Here is a 26,928-nt window from a genome sequence, read left to right on the forward strand (position 1 = left end):
GCCGGCAGCAGGGCCGCCGATTACCACACCGGCCAGCGTGGCCGACGGATTGCGTGGCCGCGTCCTGTTGCTGCCGGACGTCCCACCCGTCAATCTCACGGTGCATTTCTGGATCGATGAACAAGGCGCGGTGGAGCGCGCCGAGACCGGGCCGCACCGGCTAAGCGAGGCCGATACCGGCAGGGTGCAAGCCGCATTGCTGGACTTGCGCTTTCATCCCGCGCGCTCCGGCCAGCAGGCGGTGCGCAGCGAATTGAAGCTGGATTTGCTGGTGGCGAGCGCCACCAGCCTGTGAGCGCGCGCTCAATGCCAGTTCACGACACGGCCGCGCTGCTGCGGCACCAATAGTTCGACGTCGCCAGCTTCCACCGCGCTGGTGGGATCGGCCAGGAAGCGCGACAGGCCGGCTTCGCCGCTGCGCGCCTGCACCCCGACCCAGGCGTCGCGCCAGGTGTGCTTGGCCGCATACAGCGCGGCGTCGGCCAGGCGCTGCAGCGATTCCGGCGTCAGTGCGCTGGGGCGGCCCGGCATGCCGGGGAAAGCGGCGAAGCCGATCGATACCGTCTTGCGCAGCACCTGGCCGCCGGGAATGGCGAAGTCATGGGCGGCGATGGCCTGGCGGATCTTTTCCGCCAGCGCCGGCGCGTCGTCGCGGTCGATAAAGCGCGCCACCAGCAGGAATTCCTCGCCGCCCCAGCGCACGATGTGGTCGGAGCTGCGCATGCACTGGCGCAGCACCTTGGCGGTCTGCTGCAGCACGGCGTCGCCGGCGGCGTGGCCGTATTCGTCGTTGACGCGCTTGAAGTGGTCCAGGTCGAGCATGAACAGCACCAAGTCGGCATGCGGCTCGGGCGGCAGGTTGCGGTGGCGGCGCGCCGCCAGGTCGAAGTCGGCCTGGATGGTCTGCTCCAGGTAGCGCCGGTTGTGCAGGCCGGTCAGCGGGTCGGTCAGGCTGGCCTGTTCCAGGCGGCGCGAGGCCGCTTCCAGTTCGGCGGTGCGCTCGGCCACCAGTTTTTCCAGCAGCTTGCCGCGCCGGCGCAACTGGTGCAGGCGCAGGCGGAACAGGCCGAATACGCCCAGCGCGCCCAACAGCCACATGGCGCTGCGGAACCACCAGCTCTGATAGAAGGCCGGCTGCACGTGCAGCTGCAGCTGCCATTCCCGCGGGCTCCACTGGCCGGTGCGGTTGCTGGCCTGCACCCGCAGCTGGTAGTCGCCGGGTGGCAGGTGCGAGTAGGCCGCCACCCGCTGGCGCGCATCGACATTGACCCAGCCGGCGTCGTAGCCGTCCAGGCGGTAGCGGTATTGCTGCTGCTCGGGCGCGCTGAAGTCGGGCGCGGCGAACTCCAGGCGCAGGTCGCGCTGCCCCGGCAGCAGGGTGCGCGCACCGAGCACGCCGGCGCCGGGCTGCTCGACGCCGTCGATCGACAGCGCGGTGGCGGTGACGGCCGGCTTGTATTCCCAGCGCCGCAGCAGCTGCGGGCGCACGCGCAGCAAGCCTTCCGGCGAACCGAACAGCAGGTCGCCGTCGCGCGTGCGGGCGCGGCTGGCGAAGTACAGGGTGCGGAATTCATTGCCGTCGGCGCGGTCGAAGCTGCGCCAGCGCCAGGTCAGCGGATCGATGCGCACGCGGCCGCCCAGCCAGACCTGGCCTTGCGCATCCTGCAGCAGCGATTCGGGCGGGTGGGCCGGCAGCTTGAGGCGCGCCGACAGGTGGTCGAAGCGCGCGGTCTGGCCGTCGAAGGAGCGCAGGATGGCGACGCCGGCCTGGGTCGCCAGCCAGAGCTGGCCGTCCCGGTCGACCATCAGGTCGGGCACCCAGTTGTCGGGCAGGCTGTCGACGCGCGCCGGCTCGCGCCGGATGCGCTGGGCGCGGCCGCTGCGCGTGTCGAAGGCGTTGAGGCCGTCGTTGGTGCCGACCCACAGCGTGCCGTCCGGCGTGAAGGCCAGCGCCTCGACCTCGCGGCCGGACAGGGTGCCGTGGTCGGCCGGGTCGTGGCGCCAGGCGCTGATGGCGCCGTCGGCGCCGATGCGCGCCAGGCCATGCAGGGCGCCGGCCCACAGCGCGCCGTCGGCGCCGAACACCATGGTGCGGATCGGCCCGCCCGGCAGGCCTTGTGCGGTGCCGTAGCGCTGGAAGCCGCTCTGGCCCGGACGCTGGCGGTGCAGCGTGCCGTCCAGGGTGGCGACCCACATGCTGCCGTCCGGTCCTTGCGCCAGGCAGGTGACCGCACCGTCGGCCAGCGCGTCGGGGCGCTTGGCGTCGGGCCGGAAGCCGGCCGCCAGCTTGCCCGCGCCATCCATCACGTCGACGCCGTTGCCGTTGGTACCCAGCCACAGGCGGCCGTCGGCCGCTTCCAGCGCGCGCACGATGGCGGGGTGGCTCGGGCCGTGCGGGTTGGCGGGGCTGTGGCGCAGCTTGAGGAAGGCGCGGCTGGCCGGGTCGTGGCGCGCCAGGCCGCCGCCCCAGGTGCCGGCCCAGGCAATGCCGGAGCGGTCCACCAGCAGCGCGCCGATGCGGTCGTTGCCGATGCTGGAGACGCCGGTGCTGTCGTGGCGCAGGCGCTCCACCACGGCCAGGCTGGCGCTGTCGACCACGTCGATGCCGTAACCGAAGGTGCCGAGCCAGATCTCACCGGGCACCGGTTCGGCGATGCTGTAGATCCAGTAGTGGCTCAGGCCCGGCACCGCGCGCACGCTGCCGCTGGCCGGGTCGTAGACGGCGGCGCCTTCGCGCCCGCTGGCGATCCAGATGCGGCCCTGGCTGTCCTGGAACAGGCGGATCGCGTTGGCCGGGCCGACCGGCGCCGAAAAGCGGCCATCGCCGAGCCAGCGCTGCAGGCCGGCCTGGCCGGCCACCCACAGCCGGCCTTCGCGGTCGAGCAGCACGGCGCGCAACTGGTCGTTGGCCAGGCTGTTGCGGTCGCCCTCGATATGGCGGTAGTGGCTGAATTTGCCGCTGGCCGGATCGAGCACCGACAGGCCGCCGTCGGTGGCCAGCCACAGCGTGCCGCCGGCCAGTTCGGCGATGCTCTCGACGCGGTCGTTGGCCAGGCTGTCCTTGCGCTGCGGGTCGTGGCGGTACTGGGTGAAGCGCTCGGTGCGCGGGTCGAATACCGACAGGCCGCTGCTGATGGTGCCGGCCCACAGCCGGCCGTCGCGCGCCGTGTGCAGGCTGCGGATGTAGCTGCCGCCCAGCGCCTGCGGATCGCCGGGGCGCGGGCGGAACACCTTGTAGCCATAGCCGTCGTAGCGCACCAGCCCGTCCTGGGTGCCGATCCACAGCAAACCCTGGCCGTCCTGCACCATGGCCGTGCTGAGGTGGGCCGGCACGTCGTCCGGCACCGCGATGCGCGCAAACGACACCAAGCCGGGCCGCTGTTGCGCCGATGCGATAGTGCCGGCAGCGCACAGGCAGGCGAACAGGACACTGCGCAGCAGCGGACGGGGAGCGAACATTGCCTACGGGAAATTGAAAATCGGGAACTGGCATTATGCCATGCTGAGCCTTGTCTGCTAGCATCAGTCAAGACAGTCAGCCACGCGGGGAGACAGCATGCGCACAAAGTGGACGATGGTGATGGCCGGGCTGGCCGCGGCGGCGCAGGCAGGAGCGCAAGACACTCCCGGCGACGGCTTGCCCAGCGTATATGTGACGGCCCAGCGCCGGCCGGAACCGGTGCAGGAAGTGCCGTTCAATGTCTCGATCCTGCGCGGCGAAGCGCTCGACGTACTGGCCGCCAGCGGACGCGACCTGCGCTACCTCGCCTCGCGCCTGCCCAGCCTGCATGTCGAATCCGATTTCGGCCGCTCCTTCCCGCGCTTTTACCTGCGCGGCCTGGGCAACACCGACTTCGACCTCAATGCCGCGCAGCCGGTCAGCGTGGTGTACGACGAGGTGGTGCAGGAAAGCCCGCTGCTGAAATCCTTCCCGCTGTTCGACCTGCAGCAGGTGGAAGTGCTGCGCGGCCCGCAGGGCAGCCTGTTCGGGCGCAATGCGCCGGGCGGCGTGGTGAAGTTCGAATCGGCGCGCCCGGTGCTCAAGCGCGAGGGCTACCTGAACGCCGGCTACGGCAAGGACAGCCTGCGCAATATGGACGGCGCCTATAACACGCCGCTGGGCGAGGCGCTGGCGCTGCGCGTCTCGCTGCAAAGCCAGCACCGCGACAACCGCGTGTTCAATGACCGGCCCGGTGCGCCGACCAAAGAGTTCGAGGGCTACCACGACAACGCGGCGCGGCTGCAGCTGCTGTACCAGCCCAGCGCTGCCTTCAGCGCACTGCTGAACGGCCACGGGCGGCGCATGGCCGGCCGCGCCACGCTGTTCCGCGCCAACGTGCTGCAGAAGGGCAGCAATGCCCTGGTGCCCGGTTTCGACTACGCCAGCTTGCCGACCGACGGCATGAACTACCAGTTCCTCAATACGCGCGGCGCCAGCCTGCGCCTGCGCTGGCAGTTCGATGGCCTCAGCCTGCATGCGATTTCAGCCTGGGAGCGGGCGCGTTTCTTCAGCCGCGCCGACGTCGACGCCGGCTACGGTTCGCTGGCCCATGCGCCGATGGGGCCGGGCCGCATCCCTTTCCCGTCCGAGACGGCCGATGCGCTGCCCGGGCACAAGCAGCTGACGCAGGAGCTAAGGCTGGAGTCCGATCCGGCGCAGCCCTGGAGCTGGCTGGCCGGCGTGTACGGCTTCCGCGAGAAGATCCGCATCGACAGCTTCAACTTCGATTCCTTCAATGGCAATGTGCAGAATGGCTACGCCTGGCAGCGCCAGGACAGCCGCTCCGCTGCCGCCTTTGGCGCCATGACCTGGCGCGCGCAGCCCGGCCTGCTGCTGCGGGCCGGCCTGCGCTACACCAGGGACCGCAAGGAATTCTTCGCCACGCGCCCGCAACCGGCGCCGGGCGGCGTGCCGATTCCGGGCCTGACAGCCGACCCGCGCGGCAACGACCTCAGTTGGGACCTGGGCGCCACCAAGGAACTGGCGCCCGACAGCACTCTTTACGCGCGGGTGGCGACCGGCTACCGCGCGCCATCGATCCAGGGCCGCATCCTGTTCGGCAACAGCATCAGCGTGGCGCGCGCCGAGCAGGCCCTGAGCTGGGAAGCCGGCTGGAAGCTCGACTTCGCCCAGCGCCGCCAGCGCCTCGGCGTGGCGCTGTTCCGCTACACGGTGGACGATATGCAGCTGACGGCCGGCAGCGGCACGGTCAACCAGAACCGGCTGGTGAACGCGGCCAAGGTGCGCGGGCAGGGCGTCGAGTTCGAATGGCTGGCGCGCCCCAGCAGCGAATGGACCGCCAGCCTGGGCGCCAGCTTCAACGACACCGAAATCCGCGACCCGGGCCTGTTCGTGGTCCCCTGCGGCAATGGCTGCACGGTGCTCGACCCGCGCCCGACGGCGGCCAATATCGTGTTCATCAATGGCAACCCGCTGCCGCGCTCGCCGCGCTGGATCGCCAATGCCACGCTGCGCTACAGCCAGCCCTGGCGCGACGGCGAGCTGTATGCCTATACCGACTGGGCCTACCGCGGCAAATATAACTTCTTCATTTACGAAGCGGTGGAGTACAAGGCGCGTCCCCTGGTGGATGGCGGCCTGCGCCTGGGCTACCGCGATGGGCGCGACCGCTATGAGGTGGCGGCCTTCGTGCGCAACCTGGCCAACAAGGTGGTGGCGGTGAATGCGATCGACTTCAACAACTTCACCGCCGTGGTGAACGAGCCGCGCACCTACGGCGTGCAGCTGCGCCTGAATTACTGATAGCGGGCCGTAGCGCGCAGCCACTGCGGATCGTCGCGCATGCGTTTGACGATCGGCAGCAGCGTGTCGTACAGGTCGTTGCGGCCCAGCGGCACCAGGAAGCGGCGCTCGGTGGCGCGGCCCGGCAGGTCGACGAAGGTCAGGCTGCCGTTCAGGGAATGCAGGCGTACGAAGTAGCGCGCCACCGACTCCGACACGGCGACGCAATCGATGCGCCCGCGGCGCAGTTTTTCCAGGTTGATTTCCTCGCTCATGGCGTCCTGGCGCACCAGGCCGTGGCGCTGGATCCACTCGTCGATGCCGGGGTAGACATAGCCCAGGGTGAGGCCGATTGACTTGCCGCTGAGTGAGCCGGGGACGTCGGGCTGCAGCGGCCGCTCCGTGCGCGACACCAGGACAAAACGGTCGACCGCGAACGGCATGGTCCACAGGTATTTCTTCTGAGCTATATCGTCGAACCACTGCGGCATCATGCCGATCACAATGCCGTCCAGCGTGCCATCTTCCAGGCGCATTTGCAGGCGTTTGCGCGGCAAGTAGGCCAGGCGGAAGCTGGTGCCCTGCGGCGCCTGCTTGTTCAGATAGTCAATTGCATCATGATAGATACCGCGGCTGCCGTCGATCACCAGGGGCGCGAAATTGGCACTGGTGTAGACGGTGATGGTGTCGGCCCTGGCCGCTGGCGGCAGCGCGAAAAGCAGCGACAGGAGCGGCAAAAGAAATTTCATAGCCGCACTATAGCAAAGCAGTGGCGATAGCATCATGAAAGTTAAATTCTTCATTGGCAAATGTTTCGCGCGCCTGCAACAGATCTGGTGGTCAGGAAAGAGATTTTTATAGTCAATTCTCACTAATTGTAACGCCCGGCATTAATTCGGCATATGATCAAAGCAAGGGGGGCCGCAGTGCTGTGCGCACCCCTCTACCGATCTTTACTTTGGGAAAATGCCATGAATCCTACCTCTCTTCTTGGCCAGCTCAAGCTGGGCCACAAGTTCATGATTCTCGGCCTGATCGCTGCCTTGCTGGCGATTATCCCGGCTTACCTGTATATGCACGAGGCCGGCAAGGTGCTCGACGCTTACCAGGGCGAACACGAAGGCTTGCCCGTGGTGGTCGATGGCCTCAAGGTCGTGCAATACACCCAGCAGCATCGCGGCCTGTCCGCGCTGGTGCTGGGCGGGGTGCAAGCGGCGGCGGAAAAACGCCGCGCCAAACAGCAGGAAGCCGATGCCGCCTATGAGCGGCTGGAGAAGGCTGTGGCTGCACTGGGCGACAAGGCCATCATCGGCGCCTTCAGCGCCGCCAAGCAGGAGTGGCAGACGCTGCGCAGCGGAGTGGCCGAGGGCAAGCTGACCGTACCGCAAAGCTATGCGGGCCACACCGGCCTGATGCCCAAGCTGCTCAAGATTAACGAGCTGATTGGCGATGCCTACGGGCTCAGCCTCGATCCCGACAAGGACAGCTACCAGCTGATCCAGGCTATGTTCTACCAGCTGCCGTGGCTGACCGAAGAAACCGGCAAGACCCGCGCCAAGGGGGCCGGCCTGCTGGCGAAAAAGGAAGCCACGGCGGAAGACCGCATGGTGATCGCCTCCATCATGGCGCGCGTGACGGATCGCCTGGACCAGACCATGACCGCCTTCAGCAAGGCCGCTGCCGCCAATCCGGACATCGAAGCCAAGCTCGGTGCGCGTATGCGTGATGCGGGGGATGCGGCGAGCAAGATCGTCGAGCTTGGGACGGAGCAGATCGTCAAGGCCGATCCGCTAAGCTACTCCGGCGAGGAGTGGGTGGCCAAAACCACGGCCGCCATCGACCTGCAGTTCGCCCTGAATGAAGCGGCGGCCAAGGAACTGGACCTGATGCTGACGGATAAAGTCAGCGGCTTCACCCGCCAGCGCTGGATCATGATCGTGTCGATGGTCGGCCTGTTTGTCCTGGCGGCCTGGATTTGCCTGCTGATCGCGCGTTCGGTGACGGTGCCGCTGCAGAACGCCATCACGGTGGCCGACGAAGTGGCGAAAGGCAAGCTGGATAACGATTTCGACGTGGGCCCGCCCAATGAAGTGGGCCAGTTGCTGCGCTCGCTCAAGACCATGAGCGAAAGCCTGCGCGGCATCGTGTCCGACGTGCGCGCCAGCGTCGACCAGATCAATGCGGCCAGCCGCGATATTGCCACCGGTAATGCCGATGTGTCGTCGCGCCTGGAATCGCAAGCGTCCAACCTGGAAGAGACCGCCTCGTCGATGGAGGAACTGACCTCCACCGTCAAGCAGAACGCCGACAACGCGCGCCAGGCCAACAACCTGGTGCACAACGCCTCCAATGTCGCCAGCAAGGGCGGCGAGGTGGTGTCGCAAGTGGTGCAGACCATGGGAGAGATCAATGACAGCTCGCGCAAGATTGTCGACATCATCGGCGTGATCGATGGCATTGCCTTCCAGACCAATATCCTGGCGCTGAACGCGGCGGTGGAAGCGGCGCGGGCGGGCGAGCAGGGCCGCGGTTTCGCCGTGGTGGCTTCCGAAGTGCGCAACCTGGCGCAGCGTTCGGCCTCGGCCGCCAAGGAGATCAAGGACCTGATCAACCACAGCGTGGACCGGGTCGAGCAGGGCAACCGCCTGGTGGGCGAGGCGGGGCACGCCATGCAGGAAGTGCTGAACAGCGTGCAAAGCATCACCGTCATCATGCAGGAAATCGCCACCGCCTCGGCCGAGCAGGGCAACGGCATCGAGCAGATCAATATGGCGGTGACGCAGATGGACGACACCACGCAGCAGAACGCGGCGCTGGTGGAACAGACCGCCGCAGCCTCGGCCAGCCTGCAGGACCAGGCGCAAATGCTGGTGAAATCGATCAGCATCTTCACGCTGGGTAATGAGGAGCGGGTGGCGGCGCCGGCCGCGCGCACGGCCTCGGCGGCGCGACGCATGGGAGGCAATGTGCGCGCATTGCGCGCCGCCTCGGTATAATTTCCTGCATGGAAAAGCTCAGGGATCTTGCCACCATCATTTCGGAAGTGCAGCGTGGGGAACTGGTGTTCCCCACCAGCGTCAATGCCGCCCTGGCATTGCAGCTGGCGCTGGCCGACTCTGATTGCCACGACGACGAAATAAGCCGCAAGGTACTGGCCGAGCCGGTGCTGGCCGCACGCGCGGTAGCGCTGGCCAATAGCGCGGTGTTCCAGCGCCAGGGCCAGCCGGTCACCAGCGCCCGCGCTGCCGTACTGCGCCTGGGCTACCGCAACCTGTATTCGCTGGCGGCCGCCATGGTGGTGCGCCAGTTCGGCGCGCGCCTGCGCGATCCGCAGCTGCGCGCGCAGGCCGAGCAGTTATGGAAATATTCGGCCCACGTCGCTGCCATCGCCTACCAGGTGGCGCGCCATATCACGCGCACCGATCCCGATACCGCGCTGTTTGCCGGCATCGTGCATGAGGCGGGGAATTTCTACCTGCTGTCGCGCGCCGACCAGGTGCCGGGCGTGCTGGAGGAACTGGGGCCGCGCATGGGCCCGGTGCAGGAAATCGTGGCGCGCGAAGTGCTGCGCAAGCTGCAGGTGCCGGAACCGGTCGCAGCGGCCATCATTTCCCTGCGCGATGGCGCAATCAGCCTGCCGCCGTCCGGCCTGCGCGATACGCTGCTGCTGGCCCGCCACTTGAGCCCGGTACTCTCGCCGCTGCCGGCGCCGCAGGACGATTACCTGGTGCGCCGCGCCGACATGGTGCACTGCCTGGCAACTTTCCCCGACCTCGCCGCGCTGCTCGAACGCGCCGCCAGCGAAGCGGGTTCGATGGGCGCTGCGTTGCTGGCTTAAGGCTCGTAGTCAAAATCCAATAGTTCGTCTACCGCGAAAGGCAAGATGGCCGGCAAAACGGTCTGCGCCAGACCAGTTTCGCGTGCCGCCTTGCGCGCAGCGGACGGGTATACGCTTGCGGCCTCGTCAGCGAGGTCTTGCCGCAGGCTGGGGTAGCGTTTGATCAGCAATTCGATGCGCGTGCGTTGCTCCAGCATTGTCTTGCGCCAGCTGCGCGACTTGCGAACCGGTTGGTAACGGCATTTGAGCAGATGCACTTCCAGCACGCACAGGCGGCTGGCAAGCTGGTGGCGGATGTGCGATGCCATGCTGGTCAACTCCTCGTAAAGATTGGGGATGTCGAGCAATTCGAACTTGCGGTCGCGCAGCAAGGCAGCCTGGGTTTCGACCCAGGGGATGAAATCTTCTTCGTAGGCAGTGTGGTTCATGGCTAGCCCTCCCTAAAGGACAGGCTAGGCGCCGGCACGCGCCCCAGTCAAGCGCGACCGGGACGGTTTTTGAGGCAGATCAGCGGCGCGATTGTTCGAGGATGCGCACCAGCGATTCGATGCCTTCCGCATCGACCGCGTCGAAGCGGCCCGGGCGCGGGCTGTCGAGGTCGAACACGCCGATCACTTCGCCATCGTGGCCGAACACCGGCACCACCAGTTCCGAGCGCGAGGCGGCGTCGCAGGCGATATGGCCAGGGAAGGCATGCACGTCTTCCACCACGATGGTCGTGCGCTTTTCAACGGTGCTGCCGCATACGCCGCGGCCTTTCTTGATGCGGATGCAGGCTGGCTTGCCCTGGAACGGGCCCAGCACCAGTTCATCCGGACCCTGCATGAAGTAGAAGCCGGCCCAGTTCAGGCCCGGCATGGTGTTGAACACCAGCGAACTGGCATTGGCCGTGTTGGCAATCCAGTCATGCTCGCCTTGCACCAGGCCGGTCAGCTGCGAACGCAGGTCTTCGTACATGGCGCGCTTGGCTTCCGGGGTATCGGTGCTGTAGGTGGTTTCAGTGATGGAGAAGGACATATTGCCGCTCGGTATGTTACTTAGGACGCCGACATCTTACCAGCAATCGGGTTACCGTGCCCCGCATGGCTACTCATCTTCAAATCCGTAAAATGTTGCGCGACGTGTTCGGCATGGAACAGCTGCGCCCGGGCCAGCAGCAAGTGATCGACAGCGTGCTGGCGGGGCGCGATACGCTGGCCATCATGCCGACCGGCAGCGGCAAGTCGCTGTGCTACCAGATCCCGGCGGCGCTGCTGAAGGGCAGCACGGTGGTGGTATCGCCCCTGATCTCGCTGATGAAGGACCAGGTGGAAAAACTGGACGATATCGGCTTGCCGGCCGACCAGCTCAACAGCAAAATCCCCGCCGGCGAGCAGGCAGAAGCGCTGCAAGGCTTGCGCGAGCGGCAAGAGCGCATCGTGTTCTGCACGCCGGAACGGCTGGCGACGCCGGACTTCATGTCGCTGCTGCATAAGGCCGACATCGGCCTGGTGGTGGTCGACGAATCGCATTGCATCTCGCGCTGGGGCCACGACTTCCGCCCGGCCTACCTCGATATCGGCGCCGCGCTCGACGCCCTGGGCCGTCCGCCGGTGCTGGCGCTGACCGCCACCGCCACCGACGACGTGGTGGACGATATCCGCCAGCAACTGGGCGCGCCCGGCATGCGCGTGGTGAACACCGGCATCTACCGGCCCAACCTGCACCTGGCCGTGCGCCAGGTAACCAATGCCGGCGAGCGCGCGGCCGAGGCGCTGCGGCTGGTGCGCGAAAACCAGGGCAGCGGCATCATCTACACCGCCACCGTCAAGGCGGCGCAGGACCTGCTGGCAGCGCTGGAGGAGGCCGGCGAAAGCGTCGCGCTGTACCACGGCAAGCTGCATGCCACCGAACGCCGCCAGAACCAGGAAATGTTCATGTCCGGCGCGCGGCGCGTGATGGTGGCCACCAATGCTTTCGGCATGGGCATCGACAAGCCCGACATCCGCTTCGTGACCCACCTGCAGGTGCCTGCCAGCCTGGAAGCCTATTACCAGGAGGCCGGCCGTGCTGGGCGCGATGGCGCCGCAGCAGCTTGCACCTTGCTCTACTTCCACGAGGACAAGCGCGTGCAGCAGTTCTTCCTTTCACGGAATTACCCGGACGCCGCCTTGCTGCGCGCCGCCTACGATGCTGCCGCGCGCGGCGAACGGCCGCGCGACAAACGCAGCCAGGTGGCGCTCAAGCTGCTGAAGGAAGGCGGGTGGCTGCGCCAGGACCGCAAGCTGCAATACCGGCTCGATGGCGCGGCGCCGCGCCCGCTCGACCTCGAACGGCTAGCGGAACACTATCGCGAAAAGCAGGAGCGTGACCGGGAAGCCCTGACCCGGATGGTGTCCTACGCGCAAAGCGGCTTTTGCCGGTGGAAGCTGTTGCTCGATTATTTCGCCGATGAAGGGGCTGGTCTAGAGCGTTGCGGCTGCTGTGACAACTGCCTTAGCCCGCCAACTGTGCAGGTATAAATTTTCCCAATCGAAATTAGGTAGGCGATATCCTACATTTGTCGCGCTGAACGTCCTATATTACCTGTACAGTGCTTGCACTAACATGAGTTCTCCCGCGCCGACACACCAAGGGGTGGGAGTCTTTTCCATCGAACCAAGCAGGGGGACGAATCATGGCTTCGAGTAACCAAGGCGATAAACGGGGCAATCGGCAGGACAGCCCTTCCGGCAGCAAACAAAGCGCACGCGGCTTTGCATCCATGGATCCGCAACGCCAGCGCGAAATCGCTTCCGAAGGCGGCCGCGCCGCCCACCAGAAGGGCACGGCGCACGAGTTCACTTCCGAGGAAGCACGCCGCGCCGGCAGCATGAGCCACAAGAACGATGGCAACCGCCAGAGCGGTTCGCGTGGCAACGCCAGCCGCACCGAGCAGCAGCCCGAGCAAGGCCAGCAGGCTAGCCAGGACTACCAGGGTAAGGACTACCAGGGCAATAAGCAGGGCGGTGACAAGTATTGAGTTCCTAAGCAGCAAGGAGGCCAGCATGGGACGGCCTGACAAATCGAGCAAGGATACGGAGAACCAGCAAAATTTTGTGCTGGTCGACACTGAGCATCCGGAGATCAATAGCAGCACGATTCCGGAAGGCCAGGTCCGCCGCGCCGACCGGCCTTTACCGGGCAACCGGCAAAGCGCCACGGAAAGCGGGTCGCGGCAGGGCGGAAGTACGCTGGGCACCGAAGGCGGTGCACCGGGGCCGGATGCAAGTTCCGGCGTTTGAATAAAAAAAGGCGGGCTGCGTGCCCGCCTATTTCTTCGCCACCAACCGTTAGAACTGGAAGTTGGCGGTCAGCTGCGCGTAGCGTGGCGCGCCGAGCGAAGCGCGGGCGCCGCTATTGTTCAGCGAGTTCAGGTAGAACTTGTCGAACAGGTTGTACACGTTCAGCTGCAGGCTGACGTTCTTCTGCAGCTTGTACGAACCCATCAGGTCAACCACGGTATAAGCCGGAATCGACGGCATATTGCTGGTGGCCGGCGCCTGGGTCGCGTCGATCAGGCGCACCTGCTTGCCCTGGTGGCGCGCACCGCCGCCAAAGCTCAGCTTGTCGTCGAATTTGTAGGTGGTCCACAGGGTGGCCGAGAACTTCGGCGACCAGCGGCTGACCGCGCCCGGCGCATTGCCGCCGGTCAGGCCTTCCTTGATCTCGGTGTCCATGGTGGCCAGGCCGGCGGTCACGCTCCAGTTTTTGGTGATCTGGCCGACCGCGCCCAGCTCGATGCCCTGCACCTGGCGCTTGCCCAGCTGCGCGTAGGTGTTGGTCGCCGCATCCACCAGCAGCGGGAACTCGTTCTTGTTGGTGGTGCGGTACAGGGCGGCGGTCAGGGCCAGCTGCTTCTGGATCACGTCCCACTTGGTGCCCAGTTCCACGTTGGTGGTTTTTTGCGGGTCGAGCGAAGCGCTGTTGATGCTGTTGGTGTTCTGCGCGGCCAGCGAGAAGTTGGCGCTGCCTGGCGGGGTCTGCGAGTTGGCGAAGGCCAGGTAGACGCTGCCGTCCACGGTCGGCTTGTACACCACGCCAGCCTTGAAGCTGGACAGCTTGCCGGATTTCTCGAAGTGGGTGGCGGTCACCACATTGGTGGTGGTGTTGTGGCTGCCGATATTGGTTTCGGTCTCGTAGCGCTCGTAGCGCACGCCGCCGTTCACCTGCCACTGCTCGTTCAGCTTGATGGTATCGAACAGGTAGGCGCCGATGGTGTCGGTCTGGCCCTTGGAGAAGCCGCCGCTCAGGGCCGGCTTGAAACCGGTCAGCGCATCGTTCGGGTTCGGCGCATACAGGTTGGCTGCCGGTGCGGTGCCCAGGCTGGAGGCCAGGCGCGCCGGCACGAATTGCTGCTCGCTCAGCAGTTCCAGACCGGTCGAGATGGTGTGCTGCAGACCGCCCAGTTCGAATTCGCTGACCACATTGGTGGTGTTGGCCAGGATCTTGTTCTCTTGCAGCACGCTCTGGCGCGAACGGCTCACGGTCCAGGTCGACGGGGCAGGGGTGACCATGGTCAGGGTGTTGATGCCGGTCAGGATGCGGTCCATCCTGGACTTGCCCCAGCGGGTGGTGTTGGTCAGCGTGGTCTTCGGCGCCAGTTCGTGTTCGATCCTGGCGGTGACCATGTCGGCGTCGACGTCTTCGTAATCGCCCTTGATGCCGTACCAGTTATTGCGGTCCACGCGCGGTGCGGTGCGCAGCGCCTCGCCGGCGTTGTAGAAGCCTTCCATGCCGACGCTCGGGATACCGCCGTCCGGTACGTTGTTCTGGCGCACGTGCTGCGAGAACAGGTACAGGCGGGTTGGCGAACCCAGGCCCCAGGCGATCGATGGCGCAATGGCCTTGCTTTCACGGTCCAGCGCATTGCTGCCCTTGACGCTGCCGTCCTGCACCATGGCGTTCAGGCGGAAGGCGCCGCTGCTGCCGAAGCTGCGCGTCACATCGGCGCTGCCGCGCTTGACGCCGCCCTGGGTGAAGGCCAGCGAGGCGGCGGTGGAATCTTCACGCACCGGCAGCTTGGACACCAGGTTGATGTAGCCGCTGGCCGCGCCGCGGCCGATGTCGGCGCCGGCCGGGCCCTTGGACACTTCGACCTGCTCGATATTGAAGGCTTCACGGCTGACCGCGCCCAGGTCGCGGATACCGTCGACGAAGATCGCGTTCTGGGCGGCGAAACCGCGCATCTGGAAGGTGTCGCCGGCGCTGGTGTTGCCGTTCTCGCCCAGCTGCAGGGTGATGCCCGGGGTGTTGCGCAGTGCTTCCACGATGGAGGAGGCGCCTTGCTCCTGCAGCACTTCCTTCTTGATCACGGAAATGGTTTGCGGGGTGTCCAGCAGCGGCGCGGTCAGTTTCGGCGACGATGCACGCTCGGCCTTGTAGGATGTTTCGGCGCTAGCTTCGACCTTGACTTCGGCCATGGTCTTTTCTTGCGCCTGGGCGGCGGCGGACAGCGGCAGGCCGACGGCGGCCATGGCGAGCAGGGATTGTTTCAGCAGGGGCTGGGTGGCCAGCGGGTGCTTGCGGCTACGGATGGTCAAAATTCTCTCCAGTTGATGCAGTTGATGATTTACGGCTGGCTGCATCCTGCAAAACTGGAGCTGGCTGGCGAAGCGGAATGTATAAGAATGTAAATGATAACGATTCTCAATTGCGTTTGCAAGGCCGCTGGATTATCATCTTGGAATTCACTTATCGAAAGTTACAGTTTTGAGCAGCCCCGAATCCCAAGCCAAACGCGCCGTCTGGCTCAAACTCCTGCACGAATGGCATTGGGTCAGTTCGGCCATGTGCCTGCTCGGCATGTTCCTGTTCGCCATCACCGGCATCACGCTGAACCACGCCAGCCAGATCGAAGCCAAGCCCAGCGTGGTGCGCAAGCAGGCCACCGCACCGGCGGCACTGGTGGGCGAGCTGCAGGCCTTCGCCGCCCGGCATGACGGCGAAAAGGCGCCGCTGCCGGAAGCGGGGGAGCAGTGGCTGCGCGATACCTGGTCGCTCAAGGCCGGCGGGCGCGAAGCCGAATGGTCGGCCGATGAAGTGTATCTGCCGCTGCCGAAAGCGGGCGGCGATGCGTGGGTGCGTATCGGCCTGGAAGACGGCGCGGCGGAATTCGAAAACACCGACCGTGGCTGGATCTCCTGGCTGAACGATGTGCACAAGGGCCGCAATACCGGCGCGGCCTGGAACTGGTTCATCGATATTTTCGCCGTGGCCTGCCTGGTGTTCTGCATTACCGGTTTGCTGATCCTGAAATTCCATGCGGCCAAGCGGCCGTTCACCTGGCCGATGGTGGGCCTGGGTGTGGTAATTCCTTGCGTTATTGCTTTGCTCTATATCCATTAAGGACTTGTTATGAAACTTCGTTATTCCATCGCCGTCGGCTTGCCGCTGGTGAGCGTGTCCGCGATGGCGGCCGACCTGACCCTGAAATTCGACCTGCCGCAGCTGAACGTGGCCGAGTACCACCGCCCATATGTCGCCGCCTGGCTGGAAAACGCCGACCAGAAAGTGGTGACCAACCTGGCCGTGTTGTACGACGTGAAGAAAAAGGACAATGGCGGCGCCAAGTGGCTGAAGGATATGCGCCAGTGGTGGCGCAAGTCCGGCCGCGATGTGGCCATGCCGATGGACGGCGTGAGCGGCGCAACGCGTGGCCCGGGCGAGCACACCTTGAGCTTCCCGGTTGCCAAGGACGCGCTGAACAAGCTCCCGGCCGGCAATTACCAGCTGGTGATCGAAGCTGCGCGCGAGGCGGGCGGCCGCGAACTGGTGAAAGTGCCGATGGCATGGCCGCCGAAATCGGCGCAATCCCTGTCCGCCAAGGGCAAGGAAGAACTGGGCGATGTGGTAGTTCAAGTCAAACCATAAGGACACGCGATGAAGCTGACTAAAACCCTGATCGCGCTGGCCCTGGCCGGCGCCGCCTTCAGCGCCCAGGCGCATAAGCCATGGCTGCTGCCTTCTTCCTCGCTGGTGGATTCCAAGGAGCCTTGGGTCACCGTGGATGCCGCCATTTCGGAAGGCCTGTTCGATATCGACCACCAGCCGCTGAAGCTGGAAGGCATCACCATCACCGGCCCGGACGGCGCCAGGGTGGACATGCAGAACGCCCTGACCGGCCGCCTGCGTTCGACCTTCGATGTAAAGATGGCCAAGCCGGGTACCTACAAGATCGCGCTGGTGAACCAGTCCGTGATGGCAAGCTGGAAGGTCAATGGTGAAGTGAAGCGCTGGCGCGGCCTGGAAGCCGAGATGGCGGCCAATGTGCCGGCCAAGGCCGATGAACTGACCGTATCGCGTACCTCCAGCCGCCTGGAGACTTTCGTCAGCGCCAACAAGACTGATGAAGCGGTGTTCAAGCCAACTGGCGTTGGCCTGGAGCTGGTGCCGCTGACGCATCCGAACGATATGCGCGCGGGCGAGCAAGCCACCTGGCGCTTCCTGCTGGACGGCAAACCAGCCGCCAACCAGGCCTTCAGCCTGATCCCGGGCGGCGTGAAATACCGCGGCACGCTGGGCGAGATCCGCCTGAGCACCGATGCCAAGGGCGAGATCAGCTTCAAGATCCCGGAAGCGGGCATGTACCTGGTGTCGAGCAGCTGGCCTGCCGCCGCCGCACCGCAGCCCGGCCAGCCGCCGCAGCAGCGCCAGATGCCGCCGCGCCGCGTGACTTACGCGGCGACCGTGGAAGTCCTGCCGCAGTAAGCAGTGCGACGCGTCCTCCTGCCGCCGACGATCAGCGCCGACCCGCCGCCGGCGGGGATGCAGGTGCTCGATTTCGGCGGCGCCACGATGGGGACGAGCTGGTCGGTGCGCGTAGCCGTTGCGCCCCCGCTGCGCGCGGCGGACCTGCAGGCCGGCCTGCAGCTTGAGCTGGACCGGGTGGTGGCCGAGATGAGCCACTGGGAACCCGGCTCCGACCTGGGCCGCTTCAACCGCGCCGGCGCCTGCACCTGGCACACGCTGCCGGCCGCCTTCTTCGAAGTCCTGCAATATGCGCTTGGCGTCGCGCGCGAGACCGGCGGCGCTTGCGATCCCTGCGCCGGCGTGCTGGTCAACCTGTGGGGCTTTGGTCCCACAGGCCGCCACGACGAAGCCGGCTTCGTGCCACCGAGCGCGCGCGACGTCGCCACGGTGCGCGCCGGCATGGCGGGCCGCGTGGTGGAGTTGGACATTCCGCGCCGCCGCGCCTTCCAGCCTGGCGGCGTGCAGCTCGATCTGTCCGCCGTCGCCAAAGGCTTTGGCGTCGACCAGTTGGCGCGCTACCTGGAAGGGCAGGGCTTGCGGCACTACCTGGTGGAAGTGGGCGGAGAGCTGCGCGGCGCCGGATTCAAGCCCGATGGGCAGCCATGGTGGGTCTCGCTGGAAGACCCGCTGGCCGTGGCAGGCGGCGAGATTGCCGTCGCCCTGCACGGCCTGGCGGTCGCCACCTCCGGCGACTACCGCAAATACTTTATGCAGGACGCCACAAGGCGCCCGCACACGATTGATCCCCGCAGCGGCATGCCGATCACCAATGCCCTGGCATCGGTGACGGTGGTGCATGAAAGCGCCATGGCGGCCGATGCCTGGTCCACCGCACTGACGGTGCTTGGCCCGCAGGAGGGGCCGGCACTGGCCGAGCGCAAGCAGCTGGCCGCACGCTTCCTGCTGCGCGAAGGGAAAGGCTTGCGCGAAATCCTAAGCAGCCGCTTCCAGAAAATGCTTGAAGAAGAATGATTGTTACGAACGACCCGACCCGCCTCGCCCTGACCGCCGCCATGTTCGCCGGTTACGGCATCGTATGCCTGCTGCCCTGGCTGCGCGCACGCCGCGCGCGCGCCGACGCCAGGGCAGCGCGCGCTGCGGCGGGCGAATCGCCATGGCTGGTGGCTTACGCCAGCCAGACCGGCAATGCCGAATTGCTGGCGCGCCAGACCAGTGAAACCCTGCGCGTGGCCGGCATCGCCAACCACCTGTGCGACTTCGACGAACTCGATGCCGCCGCGCTGCAAACGTCCGAACGCATCCTGTTCCTCACCTCGACGTACGGCGAGGGCGACCCACCAGACGCCGCAGCACGTTTTGCGCAGCGCCTGATGGCGCGCAGCGACCTGTCGCTGGACCAGCTGCACTACGCCGTGCTGGCGCTGGGCGACAGCGCCTACAGCAGCTTCTGCGGCTTTGGCCGCATGCTTGACGCCTGGCTGGCCGCACGCGGCGCCCAAGCCCTGTTCCCGCGCGTGGAGGTGGACCGCAGCGCCGCCCCGGCAATCGCCGCCTGGCGCCAGCAACTGAGCCACCTGGCCGGCACCAGCGACGCCCCCGACTGGGATGCTCCAGCCTTCGACGAATGGCGGCTAGCCGCACGGCGCCACCTGAATCCCGGCAGCCCCGGCGCGCCGATCTACCACCTCGAGCTGGAGCCCGCCGTACAAGGCGTCGCATTGCCGGCCTGGCAATCGGGCGACCTGGTGCAGGTTGCCGCCCCGGCCGATCCCGAGCGCCCGCGCGAATACTCGATCGCCTCGATCCCGGCCGATGGCCGCGTGCACCTGCTGGTGCGCCTGCACCGGCATGGCGACGGCAGCCACGGCCTGGCATCCGGCTGGCTCACCCAGCAAGCCGAAGAGGGCGCCACGGTACGGCTGCGCCTGCGCGAGCACCGCCGCTTCCGGTTGGAGGACAATGCCGAGCGCCCGCTGATCCTGATCGGCAACGGCAGCGGCATTGCCGGCCTGCGTGGCCACCTCAAGGCGCGCGCCGCCGCCGGCCAGGCGCGCAACTGGCTGCTGTTCGGCGAACGCGATCCGGCGCATGACGCCTTCTACCACGAAGAGCTGGAAGCCTGGCAGCACGCCGGCCTGCTGCCGCGCCTTGACCTGGCATGGTCGCGCGGCCCGCAGGGCAAGGAGTATGTGCAGGATGTGCTGCTGCGCCAGGCCGACGCGCTGCGCGAGTGGGTGGCGCAAGGTGCCGCGATCTACGTCTGCGGCAGCCTGGAAGGCATGGCCGCCGGCGTCGACCGGGTGCTGACGCATGTGTTCGGCAGCGCCTTCATGGCCGACCTGGCCAGCACCGGCCGCTACCGCCGCGATGTCTATTGAGATTCGGGGCTTGCCTGTTTTGCAGTCAGGCAAGCCCCTGAATTTCGCGCTGGAGGGTGGTAATGCTGGGGTTGTCGACGAAGATGCAGCGCTTTTGGTGGCGCTTGCAGAAATCCTTTACGCGCCAGTAGGCGCTGTGGCTGATGCAGGCGGTCTGGCAAATCACCAGGTCGGCGGCGGCCATGCTGCTCTCCAGGCGGGCGACGTTGTCTTCCAGGCCGCCGTCATGGTGCAGGAATTCGGCGCCGGTTTCTTCAATCACGGCGCGGTAGCCGGCGACATTGCCGGCGCGGCCGCCGACGCACAATACGCGCTCGGCCAGCACGCCGTGCAACGTGATGCGCTGGGCCGTGGTGCTGGCGGCTGCCTGCATGGCGGGCGAGGGTTGCAAAGCCGCTGCGGCGCGTGCTTCGGCGGCGGCGAGCGCGGCACGTGCGGCGCTGGCTTCGGCGCGCAGTTCGTGCACGCGCTGTTCGGCATCGGCCAGCTGGCGCGCCAGCCGTTCGCGCGTGGCGAGGCCGGGGATGGCGGCGTGCAGCTCTTCCAGCTGCTGGCGCTGCGAGGCGATCACGCTTTCGCGGCCGACCAGCTGGGCGCGCAGCTGCATGACCGTGGCGGCGTGCTGCTGCTGCTCGGCGTGGCGTTCGGCTTGCCACACGCTGCTGCGCTGTTGCAGGCGCGCTAGCTCGCGTTCGAGGGCGGCGTTGGCTTGCTCGAGCGCTTGCAGGCGCTGGATGTCGGCGCGCGTTGCGGCGCCGGCCTGGTGCTGGATCATGTGCAGGTCGCGGCACATGCGTTCCTGCAGTTCGGGCGTGCAATGCGGGTGGCTGAGGCCGGCCCAAAAGGGGCCCGGCACGTCGCCGCTGGCGACGGCGGCAACCCACAGCGCTTCCAGCGCCGCGGCATCGCGTGCGCTGCGGAAGCGCTGGATCACCACGGCGTAGCGGCGCTCGAGCTCTTTCTGCACCGCTTCGGAAATCTTGTTGCGCTGGCCGCATTCGCTGACGGCGCCGACGTGCACTTCGTAGTCGTCGGCCAGCACCTTGCCACCGACGGCCTTGGTGACGATCTTGCGCAGCACGCCCAGCGGCAGGCCGACGCCAACCAGCGGGCAGTGGCAGGTGTGGGGCAGGTCCCAGATGCGGCGGCGGCGCGCCGGTTCGGCGGCCGCTTCAGACGCGGCGCTGTGCTTGTCGCACATGGCGGCCTCAGATGGCGAGCTGGGTTGGACGAGGGCGGCCTATCAGGCGGGCCAGGAAGCTGGCGCGTTCCTGCGGCGGGCGGGCTTGTTCGACCACGGCGGCCCACTGTTCGCACAGCTGCTGGCAGGTGGCGCGCAATACGGGCGCGAGTTCGGGCAGGGCGGATAGTGCTTTCAGGTGGCGTTCGATGACGGATGCCAGCTTGACGCAGCCGCCGTCGGCGGCTGCATTGGCGGTGTAGTGCGACATCAGGTGCAGCACGGCGGACAGCATCAGTTCCGGGTGGCGCGCGGCGGCGGTGTCGGTGCGGAAGATGGGGTCGTTGTGGTCGATAGCCATGTAATCACTCCAGGAGTTCGGGGTGGCTGGCTACCGCAGGTCGGGCGGCTGGCTGGCGATTGGGGGCGGTACGGCGTCAGGCAGTGAGGATCAGCTTGTTCAACTGCGTGATGCGAAGACGGTAGATGCGGCCGGCGTGTTCAATTTCGACTTCGCGCTGGTCTTGCATCAGGCCGGCGGTGGTGAAGCGGCGCACCGGTTGGCTGGCTTGCGGCGCGGCCGGCGCGGGTGCAGCGTCAGGTTTGAGGGCGGCGGATGTTTGCATTGTTTTTTTCCTTAAATAAGAATGATTCGCATTTGCATTATGCGCACGCATCCAATACTTGTCAAATAAAAAAAGGCCCGCCGAAGCGGGCCAAAGCTGGGTGAGTAGTACTCTTTACAAAGTCGCCAGCAAAGGCACGGTGGCCTCGGTGGCGGCAGCCTTGGCGCGCGCGGGTAGCTTGCTGCGGGTGCGCGACGGTGGCAGGCGGCGCAGCGACTTCAGGGCGTCGACATCCTTGATGCCGATGGTGCGCTGGTCGACGCTGATCAGGCCGATTTCATTAAAGGCCGACAGGGTGCGGCTGACCGTTTCCAGCGTCAGGCCGAGATAGCTGCCGATCTCGTGGCGCGTCATGCGCAGGTTGAACAGCTTGCTCGAATAGCCCATCTGCGAAAAACGGTCCGACAGCGTGACCAGGAAGCGCGCCACGCGCGCCTCGGCGCTCAGCGCACCGAGCATGCCGATCATGGCCTGCTCGCGCACCAGCTCGCGGCTCATCACGCCGTACATCATGTTCTCCAGCTCCACGTGGGTGCGGCCCAGCGTGGTCAGCTTCTTGAACGGCAGCAGCACCAGGTCGCAATCGGACAGGGCCACCGCTTCCGACGAGTAGGTTTTGTTGTGGATGCCGTCCACGCCCATCAGGTCGCCCTTCATCGGGAAGGCCAGCACCTGTTCGTTGCCGAACTCATCGATCAGCACGGTTTTCAGGAAGCCGGAATTCACCACGTACAGCATGTCGAACGGCTGGCCGATGGTGTGCACGCGCTGCCCGGTCTTAAATTGCACATGCTGGAACAGCAGCTCTTCCGAATTGATCGAAATCGGCGGCAGGTGCAGCAAGTCGCACACTTCTTTCAGGTTGGACCACAGGCGGCCTTGCCGCTGGCGGCCGGCCTCATGGGACACGGGTTGCGTTGAGAGCATGCTGATCTCCTGGTTCCCAAACGGAATGGTTTCAGTATGCCAACGTGGTTGTGGGAAAAATATCAGCCGTTACTGAATATGCCCGTAGGAGGGGAGAGGGGAGGGGTAGGAATTATCCTAACGCTAATATTGCCAATCAGGCCTTGAAGGGCGTCAACAGCTTGTGCGCCACAGCGTACTGGACCATTTCGGAGAGCGAGGCCATGCCCATCTTTTGCATGATGCGGGTCTTGTGGGTGCTGACGGTTTTCACGCTCAGGTGCAGGCCGTTGGCGATTTCGGTGATGGATTTTCCCGACACCAGCAGCGAAAACACTTCGAATTCGCGGTCCGACAGCTGTTTGTGCAGCAGGGTTTCCGCCGGCTGCATGATGTTCAGCGCGAGTTGCTCGGCCACTTCGGTGGAAATGTAGGGGCGGCCGGAGGCCACCTTGCGGATCGCGCCCACCAGCTGGGTGCCGGCGCTTTCCTTGGTCAGGTAGCCCTGGGCGCCGGCGCGGATGGCGCGCACGGCATACTGCTCTTCCTCGTGCATGGTGAGGATGAGGATGGACAGCTTGGGGGATTCGCTCTTGATCTGGCGGATCAGGTCGACACCGCTGCGGCCCGGCATGGACAGGTCAAGCAGCAGCAGGTCAAAGCCGCCCTGGCGGATGTGGCTGAGGACTTCGAAGCCGTCGATGGCTTCGCCTACGATGTCGATGTCAGGGGCCCCGTCGAGAATGCGCTTGAGGCCTTCGCGCATGATGGTGTGGTCGTCTGCGATGACAATTCGAATCATAGTTCCTCAAAACAGTTAACAATACTTCTCTCCCCACGCCGGCCAAAACCGCCGGCGCGAGTGGTTACGCCAGGCAGCTCACGCCGGGCGCGGGTCTTTGATCAGCCGGTGCACCAGCACCGGGATCTTGGCGTGCGACAGCACCTTGTTGGTCACGCTGCCCAGCAGCAGCTGGCCCCAGCCGCTGCGGCCGTGCGAGCCGATGAAGATCAGGTCGCAGCTGCACTGGCTGGCCACGTCGACGATCTTCAGCGCCGCACTTTCGGCAAAGGCGGTCATGCCTTCGGCGCGCACCCCTTTCCGGGCGCAGGACTCGAGGATGGATTGCACGTGCTCGTTGCCGGCACGCTGCATCGCCGCCCGGTATTCTTCCTCGCTGGGATAGCTGGGCGGGATAATCTCCACGTAGATCGGGTACTGGTACTCCGGCGCCACGAACAAGGCCAGCACTTCCGCGCCCAGCTGCTGGGCAAACTCGACCCCGGCACAGGCGGTCTTGCTGGAAACGGCCGAGCCGTCCGTCGTTATCAGGATTTTCCGGTACATCTCAGCCTCCTTTAACTATTAAAAGAGTCTTGTCCTTCCTTCATTGTAGCCCCGTTTATCCGTATTGTTCTGGTGTAAAGAGTTGATATTTATCAAGAAACTGCCATGGTGTTATCTGAGGTAACGCAAAAACCCGCGATTTCAGGGGCTTGCAGCAGGTATTTCACACTGTCCGCAAATACAACAGTACACTTGCCAGACCCGGAGGCTTCGCCTAAGTGATTGAACAGAGGGCATCGCCCCTGTTACACTCGCGTGAGTGCGTTATTTATTGCCGAGCGTCAAATATGACAGGTTTTCGGCCGCAGGAACTTTTGAAAATTATGGAGAAGCAGGAATTATGACCGACGCCGCTGATGATTTCGATGCATTATTTGAGGAAGTATCCGCGCAACGGGCCAGTGCGCCTGCACCAGCCGCAGCACCGGCGGCAGCTCCCGACACCAATGATTCGGACGAGCTGGAAGACCTGTTTAACGAAGTAGCGGCCGCCAATAAGGCACAGGCTCCGGCCGCTGCAGCCCCGGCCGCCGCAGCGGCGCCGGCCGAAGGCGGCGAGCACGCCGACGGCGACCAGCACGGCATGTTCGAGCGCCTGGGCGGCATCGTGCGCCTGCTGCACGATTCGCTGCGCGAACTGGGCTACGACAAGGCGCTGACCGAGGCGTCGACCCAGATCGTGGACGCCCAGGACCGCCTGGAATACGTCGCCTCGCTGACCGAGCAGGCCGCCAACAAGGTGCTGAACACGCTGGACGACGGCATGCCGGCACAGGAAGTGCTGTCCAAGCAATCGAAAGAAATGGAAGAGCGCTGGGCAGCCCTGTTCGCGGGCAAGCTGAGCATCGAAGAATTCAAGACCCTGGCCGGCGACTCGCGCGCCTTCGCCGCCAAGGTGTCGGAAGCAACGGAAGCGGAAAAAGCGCGCCTGCTGGAAATCATGATGGCGCAGGACTTCCAGGACATCACCGGCCAGCTGATCAAGAAGGTCGTAGCCATTACCAAGAAGGTCGAAACCGAGCTGGCGCAGCTGCTGAAAGACAATGCGCCGGCCGATGTGCGCGAGAAGATCGCACAGAAAGAGGTGTCGCTGATGTCGGGTCCTTCCGTGCCTTCGGAAGCCCTGAATCAGGACAGCGTCGATGACCTGCTTGCCGACCTGGGGTTCTAATGGACGATATGCTCAAGGAGTTCGTTGTCGAGGCCATGGACCTGGCCGTCAACGTCGAAGAGCACTTGCTGCGCCTCGAACGTGACCCCGACAACAAAGAAACGCTGAACGCAGTTTTCCGCTCGTTCCACACCATCAAGGGTGGCGCGGGCTTCATGAACCTGGGCGCGCTGGTGTCGGCCTGCCACCTGACTGAGAACCTGTTCGACGCGCTGCGCACCGGCGCCGCGCCGGTCACGCCGCTGTCGATCGAGGCGGCACTGCAGGCCTCCGGCTTCGTGGCCGACCAGCTGACCGACCTGAATAACGGCACCGCGCCGGACGCGCTGGCGCCAATGCCGGCCGACCTGGAAGCGATCCTGAAGGATGCGATCGAAGGCAAGGCCAGCTCCGCCGCGGGCAAGGCCAAGCCGGCCGCCGCACCTGCGCCGGCTGCTGCCGCTCCAGCCGCTGCCGCCGCACCGGCCGCCAGCGCTGCGCCCGCCGCCGCGCCATCGGCCGACGGCCTGGATTGGGAAGGCATGTATGAAGCCGTAGTGCCGCCTGGCACCCACGTGCGTTCGGCCGCCGAAGTGGCGGACCTGCGCGCCGAAGGCGTCGCCGCAGCCCACGCCGCAGTTGCCGGCACGCCGGCGCAAGCCGCGCCGGCCGCCGCACCGGAAGCGCGCGAGCGCCCGGCCGGCGAAGCCAAGCCAAGTTCCGCGCCGGCCAAGGAAGAATCGATCCGTATCGACGCCGTCAAGCTGGACGCGCTGCTGGAAGTGGCAGGCGAATCGGTGCAGGCCGCCAACCAGGCTGCCGTGCTGCTGGAACGCCTGCAGCAATTCAAATTCGAAGGCCAGGCGGCGACGTTGATGTCGGCCCTGACCGAAACCCTGGAACGCGCGTCGCGCTACTCCACCGAACTGCAGCGCGCCACCCTGGCGACCCGCATGCAGCCGGTCGGCCGCCTGTTCCAGAAGTTCCCGCGCCTGGTGCGCGAACTGGCGAAGGACCTGGGCAAGGAAGTCGAGCTGACCATCGAAGGTGCGGAGACCGAAGTCGACCGCGTAGTGGTGGACAGCCTGTACGATCCGCTGGTGCATATGCTGCGCAATGCGCTGGACCACGGCGTGGAAGGGCCGGAAGCCCGCATGGCCATCGGCAAGCCGCCGAAAGCCTACATCTCCCTGAAGGCATGGCAGGAGGCCAACTCCGTCATGATCGTGCTGCAGGACGATGGCAAGGGCATGGATCCGGCCGCGCTGAAGCGCAAGGCAGGCGAAAAAGGCCTGATCTCGCCGACCGCCAACCTGACCGACGACGAGTGCTACCAGCTGGTATTCCTGCCGGGCTTCTCGACCAAGGAAGTGGCTTCCTCGGTGTCCGGCCGCGGCGTCGGCATGGACGTGGTGAAGACCGCCGTGGAAAAGAACCGCGGTGCGATCCACATCGAATCGCAGCTGGGCAAGGGCACCAAGTTCGCCATCCGCCTGCCGATCGAACTGTCGATCGTGCCGACCATGCTGGTGTCCACCTCCGGCGCGCTGCTGGCGCTGCCGATGGCGGTGGTTGAGCGCGTGGTCGAGCTGCCGGAAACCTTCATGGAAGTAGGCGGCGCGCCGGTCCTCAAGGACCAGGGCCGTCCGCTGCCGGTGCGTTCGCTGGCCGATGCGCTGGGCTACGAGCCATGCTCGGAGCGCGTGGGCATCGTCATCAACTCGCCGCAACCTTACATCCTGGCCGTGGCAGCCGTGGACGGTACTGCCGACCTGGTCATTAAACCGATGACCGCGCTGTCGGTGGACGGTATTACCGGCACCGCGCGTTCCGCCGAGGGCGACCTGGTCCTAGTAGTTGGCCTATCGTTCCTGATGGACGGTTGCAGGGGAAGTGTACGCATGGCGGCCTAAAGCCACCAAAGCAAAAAGTAACAACACAAGCCTGCAGCCTCCCAAAAAGGGGCTGCAGGCTTTTTTTATTCGGCGCTGTATCGCATTTGTTAAGTTGGATTGCTCATAAGGCGAA

25 protein-coding genes are annotated in these 26,928 nt (G+C 65.7%); 14 read left to right on the forward strand and 11 right to left on the reverse strand.

Annotation, left to right across the window (positions count from 1 at the left end; all coding sequences use genetic code 11):
* Positions 1–295: energy transducer TonB (locus AAHE99_RS22765; RefSeq protein ID WP_342119673.1), on the forward strand; the 295-nt coding region annotated here is incomplete at its 5' end.
* Between the two features lie 8 nt (positions 296–303).
* Here AAHE99_RS22765 and AAHE99_RS22770 read toward each other — a convergent pair.
* Positions 304–3,459 (reverse strand): ligand-binding sensor domain-containing diguanylate cyclase, encoded by a 3,156-nt coding sequence (locus AAHE99_RS22770; protein WP_342119674.1) that lies wholly within the window; start codon positions 3,457–3,459, stop codon positions 304–306.
* Positions 3,460–3,556: 97 nt separating this feature from the next.
* Between AAHE99_RS22770 and AAHE99_RS22775 the strand changes: the two genes are divergently transcribed.
* Positions 3,557–5,764, forward strand: a complete 2,208-nt coding sequence (locus tag AAHE99_RS22775; protein WP_342119675.1) for a TonB-dependent receptor — start codon at positions 3,557–3,559, stop codon at positions 5,762–5,764.
* On the opposite strand, the gene AAHE99_RS22780 is transcribed toward AAHE99_RS22775, so the two are convergent.
* Positions 5,758–6,492: a substrate-binding periplasmic protein gene (locus tag AAHE99_RS22780; RefSeq protein ID WP_342119676.1), complete on the reverse strand. Its 735-nt coding sequence runs from the start codon at positions 6,490–6,492 to the stop codon at positions 5,758–5,760. The two genes, AAHE99_RS22775 and AAHE99_RS22780, sit on opposite strands and share 7 nt — an antisense overlap.
* A gap of 222 nt (positions 6,493–6,714) precedes the next feature.
* On the opposite strand from AAHE99_RS22780, the gene AAHE99_RS22785 reads away from it, so the two are divergent.
* Together AAHE99_RS22785 and AAHE99_RS22790 are read left to right on the forward strand one after the other, a co-directional pair.
* Positions 6,715–8,739, forward strand: a complete 2,025-nt coding sequence (locus tag AAHE99_RS22785; protein ID WP_342119677.1) for a methyl-accepting chemotaxis protein — start codon at positions 6,715–6,717, stop codon at positions 8,737–8,739.
* 8 nt (positions 8,740–8,747) lie between these two features.
* Complete coding sequence (locus AAHE99_RS22790) at positions 8,748–9,581, forward strand: HDOD domain-containing protein (protein WP_342119678.1); 834 nt, start codon at positions 8,748–8,750, stop codon at positions 9,579–9,581.
* Here the strand turns inward: AAHE99_RS22790 and AAHE99_RS22795 are convergent.
* Positions 9,578–10,009: a DUF29 domain-containing protein gene (locus tag AAHE99_RS22795; RefSeq protein ID WP_342119679.1), complete on the reverse strand. Its 432-nt coding sequence runs from the start codon at positions 10,007–10,009 to the stop codon at positions 9,578–9,580. The genes AAHE99_RS22790 and AAHE99_RS22795 overlap by 4 nt on opposite strands.
* A 79-nt stretch (positions 10,010–10,088) precedes the next feature.
* A complete protein-coding gene (locus AAHE99_RS22800; RefSeq protein WP_342119680.1) occupies positions 10,089–10,598 on the reverse strand; it encodes a GAF domain-containing protein in 510 nt (169 codons plus the stop codon).
* A gap of 65 nt (positions 10,599–10,663) precedes the next feature.
* Here AAHE99_RS22800 and AAHE99_RS22805 point away from each other — a divergent pair, with 65 nt between their 5' ends.
* The 3 genes from AAHE99_RS22805 (at position 10,664) to AAHE99_RS22815 (ending at position 12,844) form a co-directional block, all read left to right on the forward strand.
* Complete coding sequence (locus AAHE99_RS22805) at positions 10,664–12,082, forward strand: RecQ family ATP-dependent DNA helicase (RefSeq protein ID WP_342119681.1); 1,419 nt, start codon at positions 10,664–10,666, stop codon at positions 12,080–12,082.
* A gap of 155 nt (positions 12,083–12,237) precedes the next feature.
* Entirely contained in the window at positions 12,238–12,582 is a 345-nt protein-coding gene (locus tag AAHE99_RS22810; RefSeq protein WP_342119682.1) for a KGG domain-containing protein, read from the forward strand.
* A 25-nt stretch (positions 12,583–12,607) separates the two neighbouring features.
* Positions 12,608–12,844 (forward strand): hypothetical protein, encoded by a 237-nt coding sequence (locus tag AAHE99_RS22815; RefSeq protein WP_342119683.1) that lies wholly within the window; start codon positions 12,608–12,610, stop codon positions 12,842–12,844.
* Between the two features lie 48 nt (positions 12,845–12,892).
* Here AAHE99_RS22815 and AAHE99_RS22820 read toward each other — a convergent pair whose 3' ends face one another.
* The gene (locus AAHE99_RS22820; protein WP_342119684.1) at positions 12,893–15,142 is read right to left on the reverse strand and encodes a catecholate siderophore receptor Fiu; all 2,250 of its coding nucleotides are present in this window, start codon (positions 15,140–15,142) and stop codon (positions 12,893–12,895) included.
* Between the two features lie 169 nt (positions 15,143–15,311).
* Between AAHE99_RS22820 and AAHE99_RS22825 the strand changes: the two genes are divergently transcribed.
* Genes AAHE99_RS22825 through AAHE99_RS22845 form a run of 5 tightly spaced genes read left to right on the forward strand, consistent with a single transcriptional unit; the run spans position 15,312 to position 19,690 of the window.
* Entirely contained in the window at positions 15,312–15,947 is a 636-nt protein-coding gene (locus AAHE99_RS22825) for a PepSY-associated TM helix domain-containing protein (protein ID WP_342119686.1), read from the forward strand.
* Positions 15,948–15,956: 9 nt separating this feature from the next.
* Positions 15,957–16,472: a DUF2271 domain-containing protein gene (locus AAHE99_RS22830; protein WP_342119687.1), complete on the forward strand. Its 516-nt coding sequence runs from the start codon at positions 15,957–15,959 to the stop codon at positions 16,470–16,472.
* 9 nt (positions 16,473–16,481) lie between these two features.
* Positions 16,482–17,309 (forward strand): DUF4198 domain-containing protein, encoded by an 828-nt coding sequence (locus AAHE99_RS22835; protein ID WP_342119688.1) that lies wholly within the window; start codon positions 16,482–16,484, stop codon positions 17,307–17,309.
* A gap of 3 nt (positions 17,310–17,312) precedes the next feature.
* Positions 17,313–18,323, forward strand: a complete 1,011-nt coding sequence (locus tag AAHE99_RS22840) for an FAD:protein FMN transferase (protein WP_342119689.1) — start codon at positions 17,313–17,315, stop codon at positions 18,321–18,323.
* Positions 18,320–19,690 (forward strand): sulfite reductase subunit alpha, encoded by a 1,371-nt coding sequence (locus AAHE99_RS22845; protein WP_342119691.1) that lies wholly within the window; start codon positions 18,320–18,322, stop codon positions 19,688–19,690. The genes AAHE99_RS22840 and AAHE99_RS22845 overlap by 4 nt, the downstream gene beginning before the upstream one ends.
* A gap of 25 nt (positions 19,691–19,715) precedes the next feature.
* Here the strand turns inward: AAHE99_RS22845 and AAHE99_RS22850 are convergent, their stop codons facing one another.
* The 6 genes from AAHE99_RS22850 to AAHE99_RS22875 form a co-directional block, all read right to left on the reverse strand.
* Complete coding sequence (locus tag AAHE99_RS22850; RefSeq protein ID WP_342119692.1) at positions 19,716–20,891, reverse strand: DUF2325 domain-containing protein; 1,176 nt, start codon at positions 20,889–20,891, stop codon at positions 19,716–19,718.
* A gap of 7 nt (positions 20,892–20,898) precedes the next feature.
* Entirely contained in the window at positions 20,899–21,231 is a 333-nt protein-coding gene (locus tag AAHE99_RS22855; RefSeq protein WP_342119693.1) for a hypothetical protein, read from the reverse strand.
* A gap of 76 nt (positions 21,232–21,307) precedes the next feature.
* Complete coding sequence (gene hemP / locus AAHE99_RS22860) at positions 21,308–21,496, reverse strand: hemin uptake protein HemP (RefSeq protein WP_342119694.1); 189 nt, start codon at positions 21,494–21,496, stop codon at positions 21,308–21,310.
* A gap of 114 nt (positions 21,497–21,610) precedes the next feature.
* Complete coding sequence (locus AAHE99_RS22865) at positions 21,611–22,423, reverse strand: Crp/Fnr family transcriptional regulator (protein WP_342119695.1); 813 nt, start codon at positions 22,421–22,423, stop codon at positions 21,611–21,613.
* Between the two features lie 136 nt (positions 22,424–22,559).
* A complete protein-coding gene (locus AAHE99_RS22870) occupies positions 22,560–23,204 on the reverse strand; it encodes a response regulator transcription factor (protein ID WP_342119696.1) in 645 nt (214 codons plus the stop codon).
* Between the two features lie 78 nt (positions 23,205–23,282).
* Entirely contained in the window at positions 23,283–23,750 is a 468-nt protein-coding gene (locus tag AAHE99_RS22875) for a universal stress protein (protein WP_342119697.1), read from the reverse strand.
* A gap of 340 nt (positions 23,751–24,090) precedes the next feature.
* Here AAHE99_RS22875 and AAHE99_RS22880 point away from each other — a divergent pair, with 340 nt between their 5' ends.
* Positions 24,091–24,921 carry a protein phosphatase CheZ gene (locus AAHE99_RS22880; RefSeq protein ID WP_342119698.1) on the forward strand — a complete coding sequence of 277 codons (831 nt, stop codon included), beginning with the start codon at positions 24,091–24,093 and terminating at the stop codon, positions 24,919–24,921.
* Positions 24,921–26,813: a chemotaxis protein CheA gene (locus AAHE99_RS22885; protein ID WP_342119700.1), complete on the forward strand. Its 1,893-nt coding sequence runs from the start codon at positions 24,921–24,923 to the stop codon at positions 26,811–26,813. Before AAHE99_RS22880 ends, AAHE99_RS22885 begins: the two co-directional genes overlap by 1 nt.
* Positions 26,814–26,928: the final 115 nt, after the last annotated feature.

This window comes from Pseudoduganella sp. OTU4001, assembly GCF_038440195.1.
In the GTDB taxonomy this organism is placed as follows: Bacteria; Pseudomonadota; Gammaproteobacteria; order Burkholderiales; family Burkholderiaceae_D; genus Rugamonas.

Excerpts from the sequence above, each read along its gene's own strand:
- AAHE99_RS22885 (WP_342119700.1), top strand. The coding sequence starts at position 24,921 with ATGGACGATATGCTCAAGGAGTTCGTTGTCGAGGCCATGGACCTGGCC.
- AAHE99_RS22805 (WP_342119681.1), top strand. The coding sequence starts at position 10,664 with ATGGCTACTCATCTTCAAATCCGTAAAATGTTGCGCGACGTGTTCGGC.
- AAHE99_RS22775 (WP_342119675.1), top strand. The coding sequence starts at position 3,557 with ATGCGCACAAAGTGGACGATGGTGATGGCCGGGCTGGCCGCGGCGGCG.
- AAHE99_RS22880 (WP_342119698.1), top strand. The coding sequence starts at position 24,091 with ATGACCGACGCCGCTGATGATTTCGATGCATTATTTGAGGAAGTATCC.
- AAHE99_RS22785 (WP_342119677.1), top strand. The coding sequence starts at position 6,715 with ATGAATCCTACCTCTCTTCTTGGCCAGCTCAAGCTGGGCCACAAGTTC.
- AAHE99_RS22845 (WP_342119691.1), top strand. The coding sequence starts at position 18,320 with ATGATTGTTACGAACGACCCGACCCGCCTCGCCCTGACCGCCGCCATG.
- AAHE99_RS22810 (WP_342119682.1), top strand. The coding sequence starts at position 12,238 with ATGGCTTCGAGTAACCAAGGCGATAAACGGGGCAATCGGCAGGACAGC.
- AAHE99_RS22790 (WP_342119678.1), top strand. The coding sequence starts at position 8,748 with ATGGAAAAGCTCAGGGATCTTGCCACCATCATTTCGGAAGTGCAGCGT.
- AAHE99_RS22795 (WP_342119679.1), bottom strand. The coding sequence starts at position 10,009 with ATGAACCACACTGCCTACGAAGAAGATTTCATCCCCTGGGTCGAAACC.
- AAHE99_RS22855 (WP_342119693.1), bottom strand. The coding sequence starts at position 21,231 with ATGGCTATCGACCACAACGACCCCATCTTCCGCACCGACACCGCCGCC.
- AAHE99_RS22870 (WP_342119696.1), bottom strand. The coding sequence starts at position 23,204 with ATGATTCGAATTGTCATCGCAGACGACCACACCATCATGCGCGAAGGC.
- AAHE99_RS22770 (WP_342119674.1), bottom strand. The coding sequence starts at position 3,459 with ATGTTCGCTCCCCGTCCGCTGCTGCGCAGTGTCCTGTTCGCCTGCCTG.
- AAHE99_RS22875 (WP_342119697.1), bottom strand. The coding sequence starts at position 23,750 with ATGTACCGGAAAATCCTGATAACGACGGACGGCTCGGCCGTTTCCAGC.
- AAHE99_RS22800 (WP_342119680.1), bottom strand. The coding sequence starts at position 10,598 with ATGTCCTTCTCCATCACTGAAACCACCTACAGCACCGATACCCCGGAA.
- AAHE99_RS22850 (WP_342119692.1), bottom strand. The coding sequence starts at position 20,891 with ATGTGCGACAAGCACAGCGCCGCGTCTGAAGCGGCCGCCGAACCGGCG.
- AAHE99_RS22815 (WP_342119683.1), top strand. The coding sequence starts at position 12,608 with ATGGGACGGCCTGACAAATCGAGCAAGGATACGGAGAACCAGCAAAAT.
- AAHE99_RS22830 (WP_342119687.1), top strand. The coding sequence starts at position 15,957 with ATGAAACTTCGTTATTCCATCGCCGTCGGCTTGCCGCTGGTGAGCGTG.
- AAHE99_RS22835 (WP_342119688.1), top strand. The coding sequence starts at position 16,482 with ATGAAGCTGACTAAAACCCTGATCGCGCTGGCCCTGGCCGGCGCCGCC.
- hemP (WP_342119694.1), bottom strand. The coding sequence starts at position 21,496 with ATGCAAACATCCGCCGCCCTCAAACCTGACGCTGCACCCGCGCCGGCC.
- AAHE99_RS22865 (WP_342119695.1), bottom strand. The coding sequence starts at position 22,423 with ATGCTCTCAACGCAACCCGTGTCCCATGAGGCCGGCCGCCAGCGGCAA.
- AAHE99_RS22780 (WP_342119676.1), bottom strand. The coding sequence starts at position 6,492 with ATGAAATTTCTTTTGCCGCTCCTGTCGCTGCTTTTCGCGCTGCCGCCA.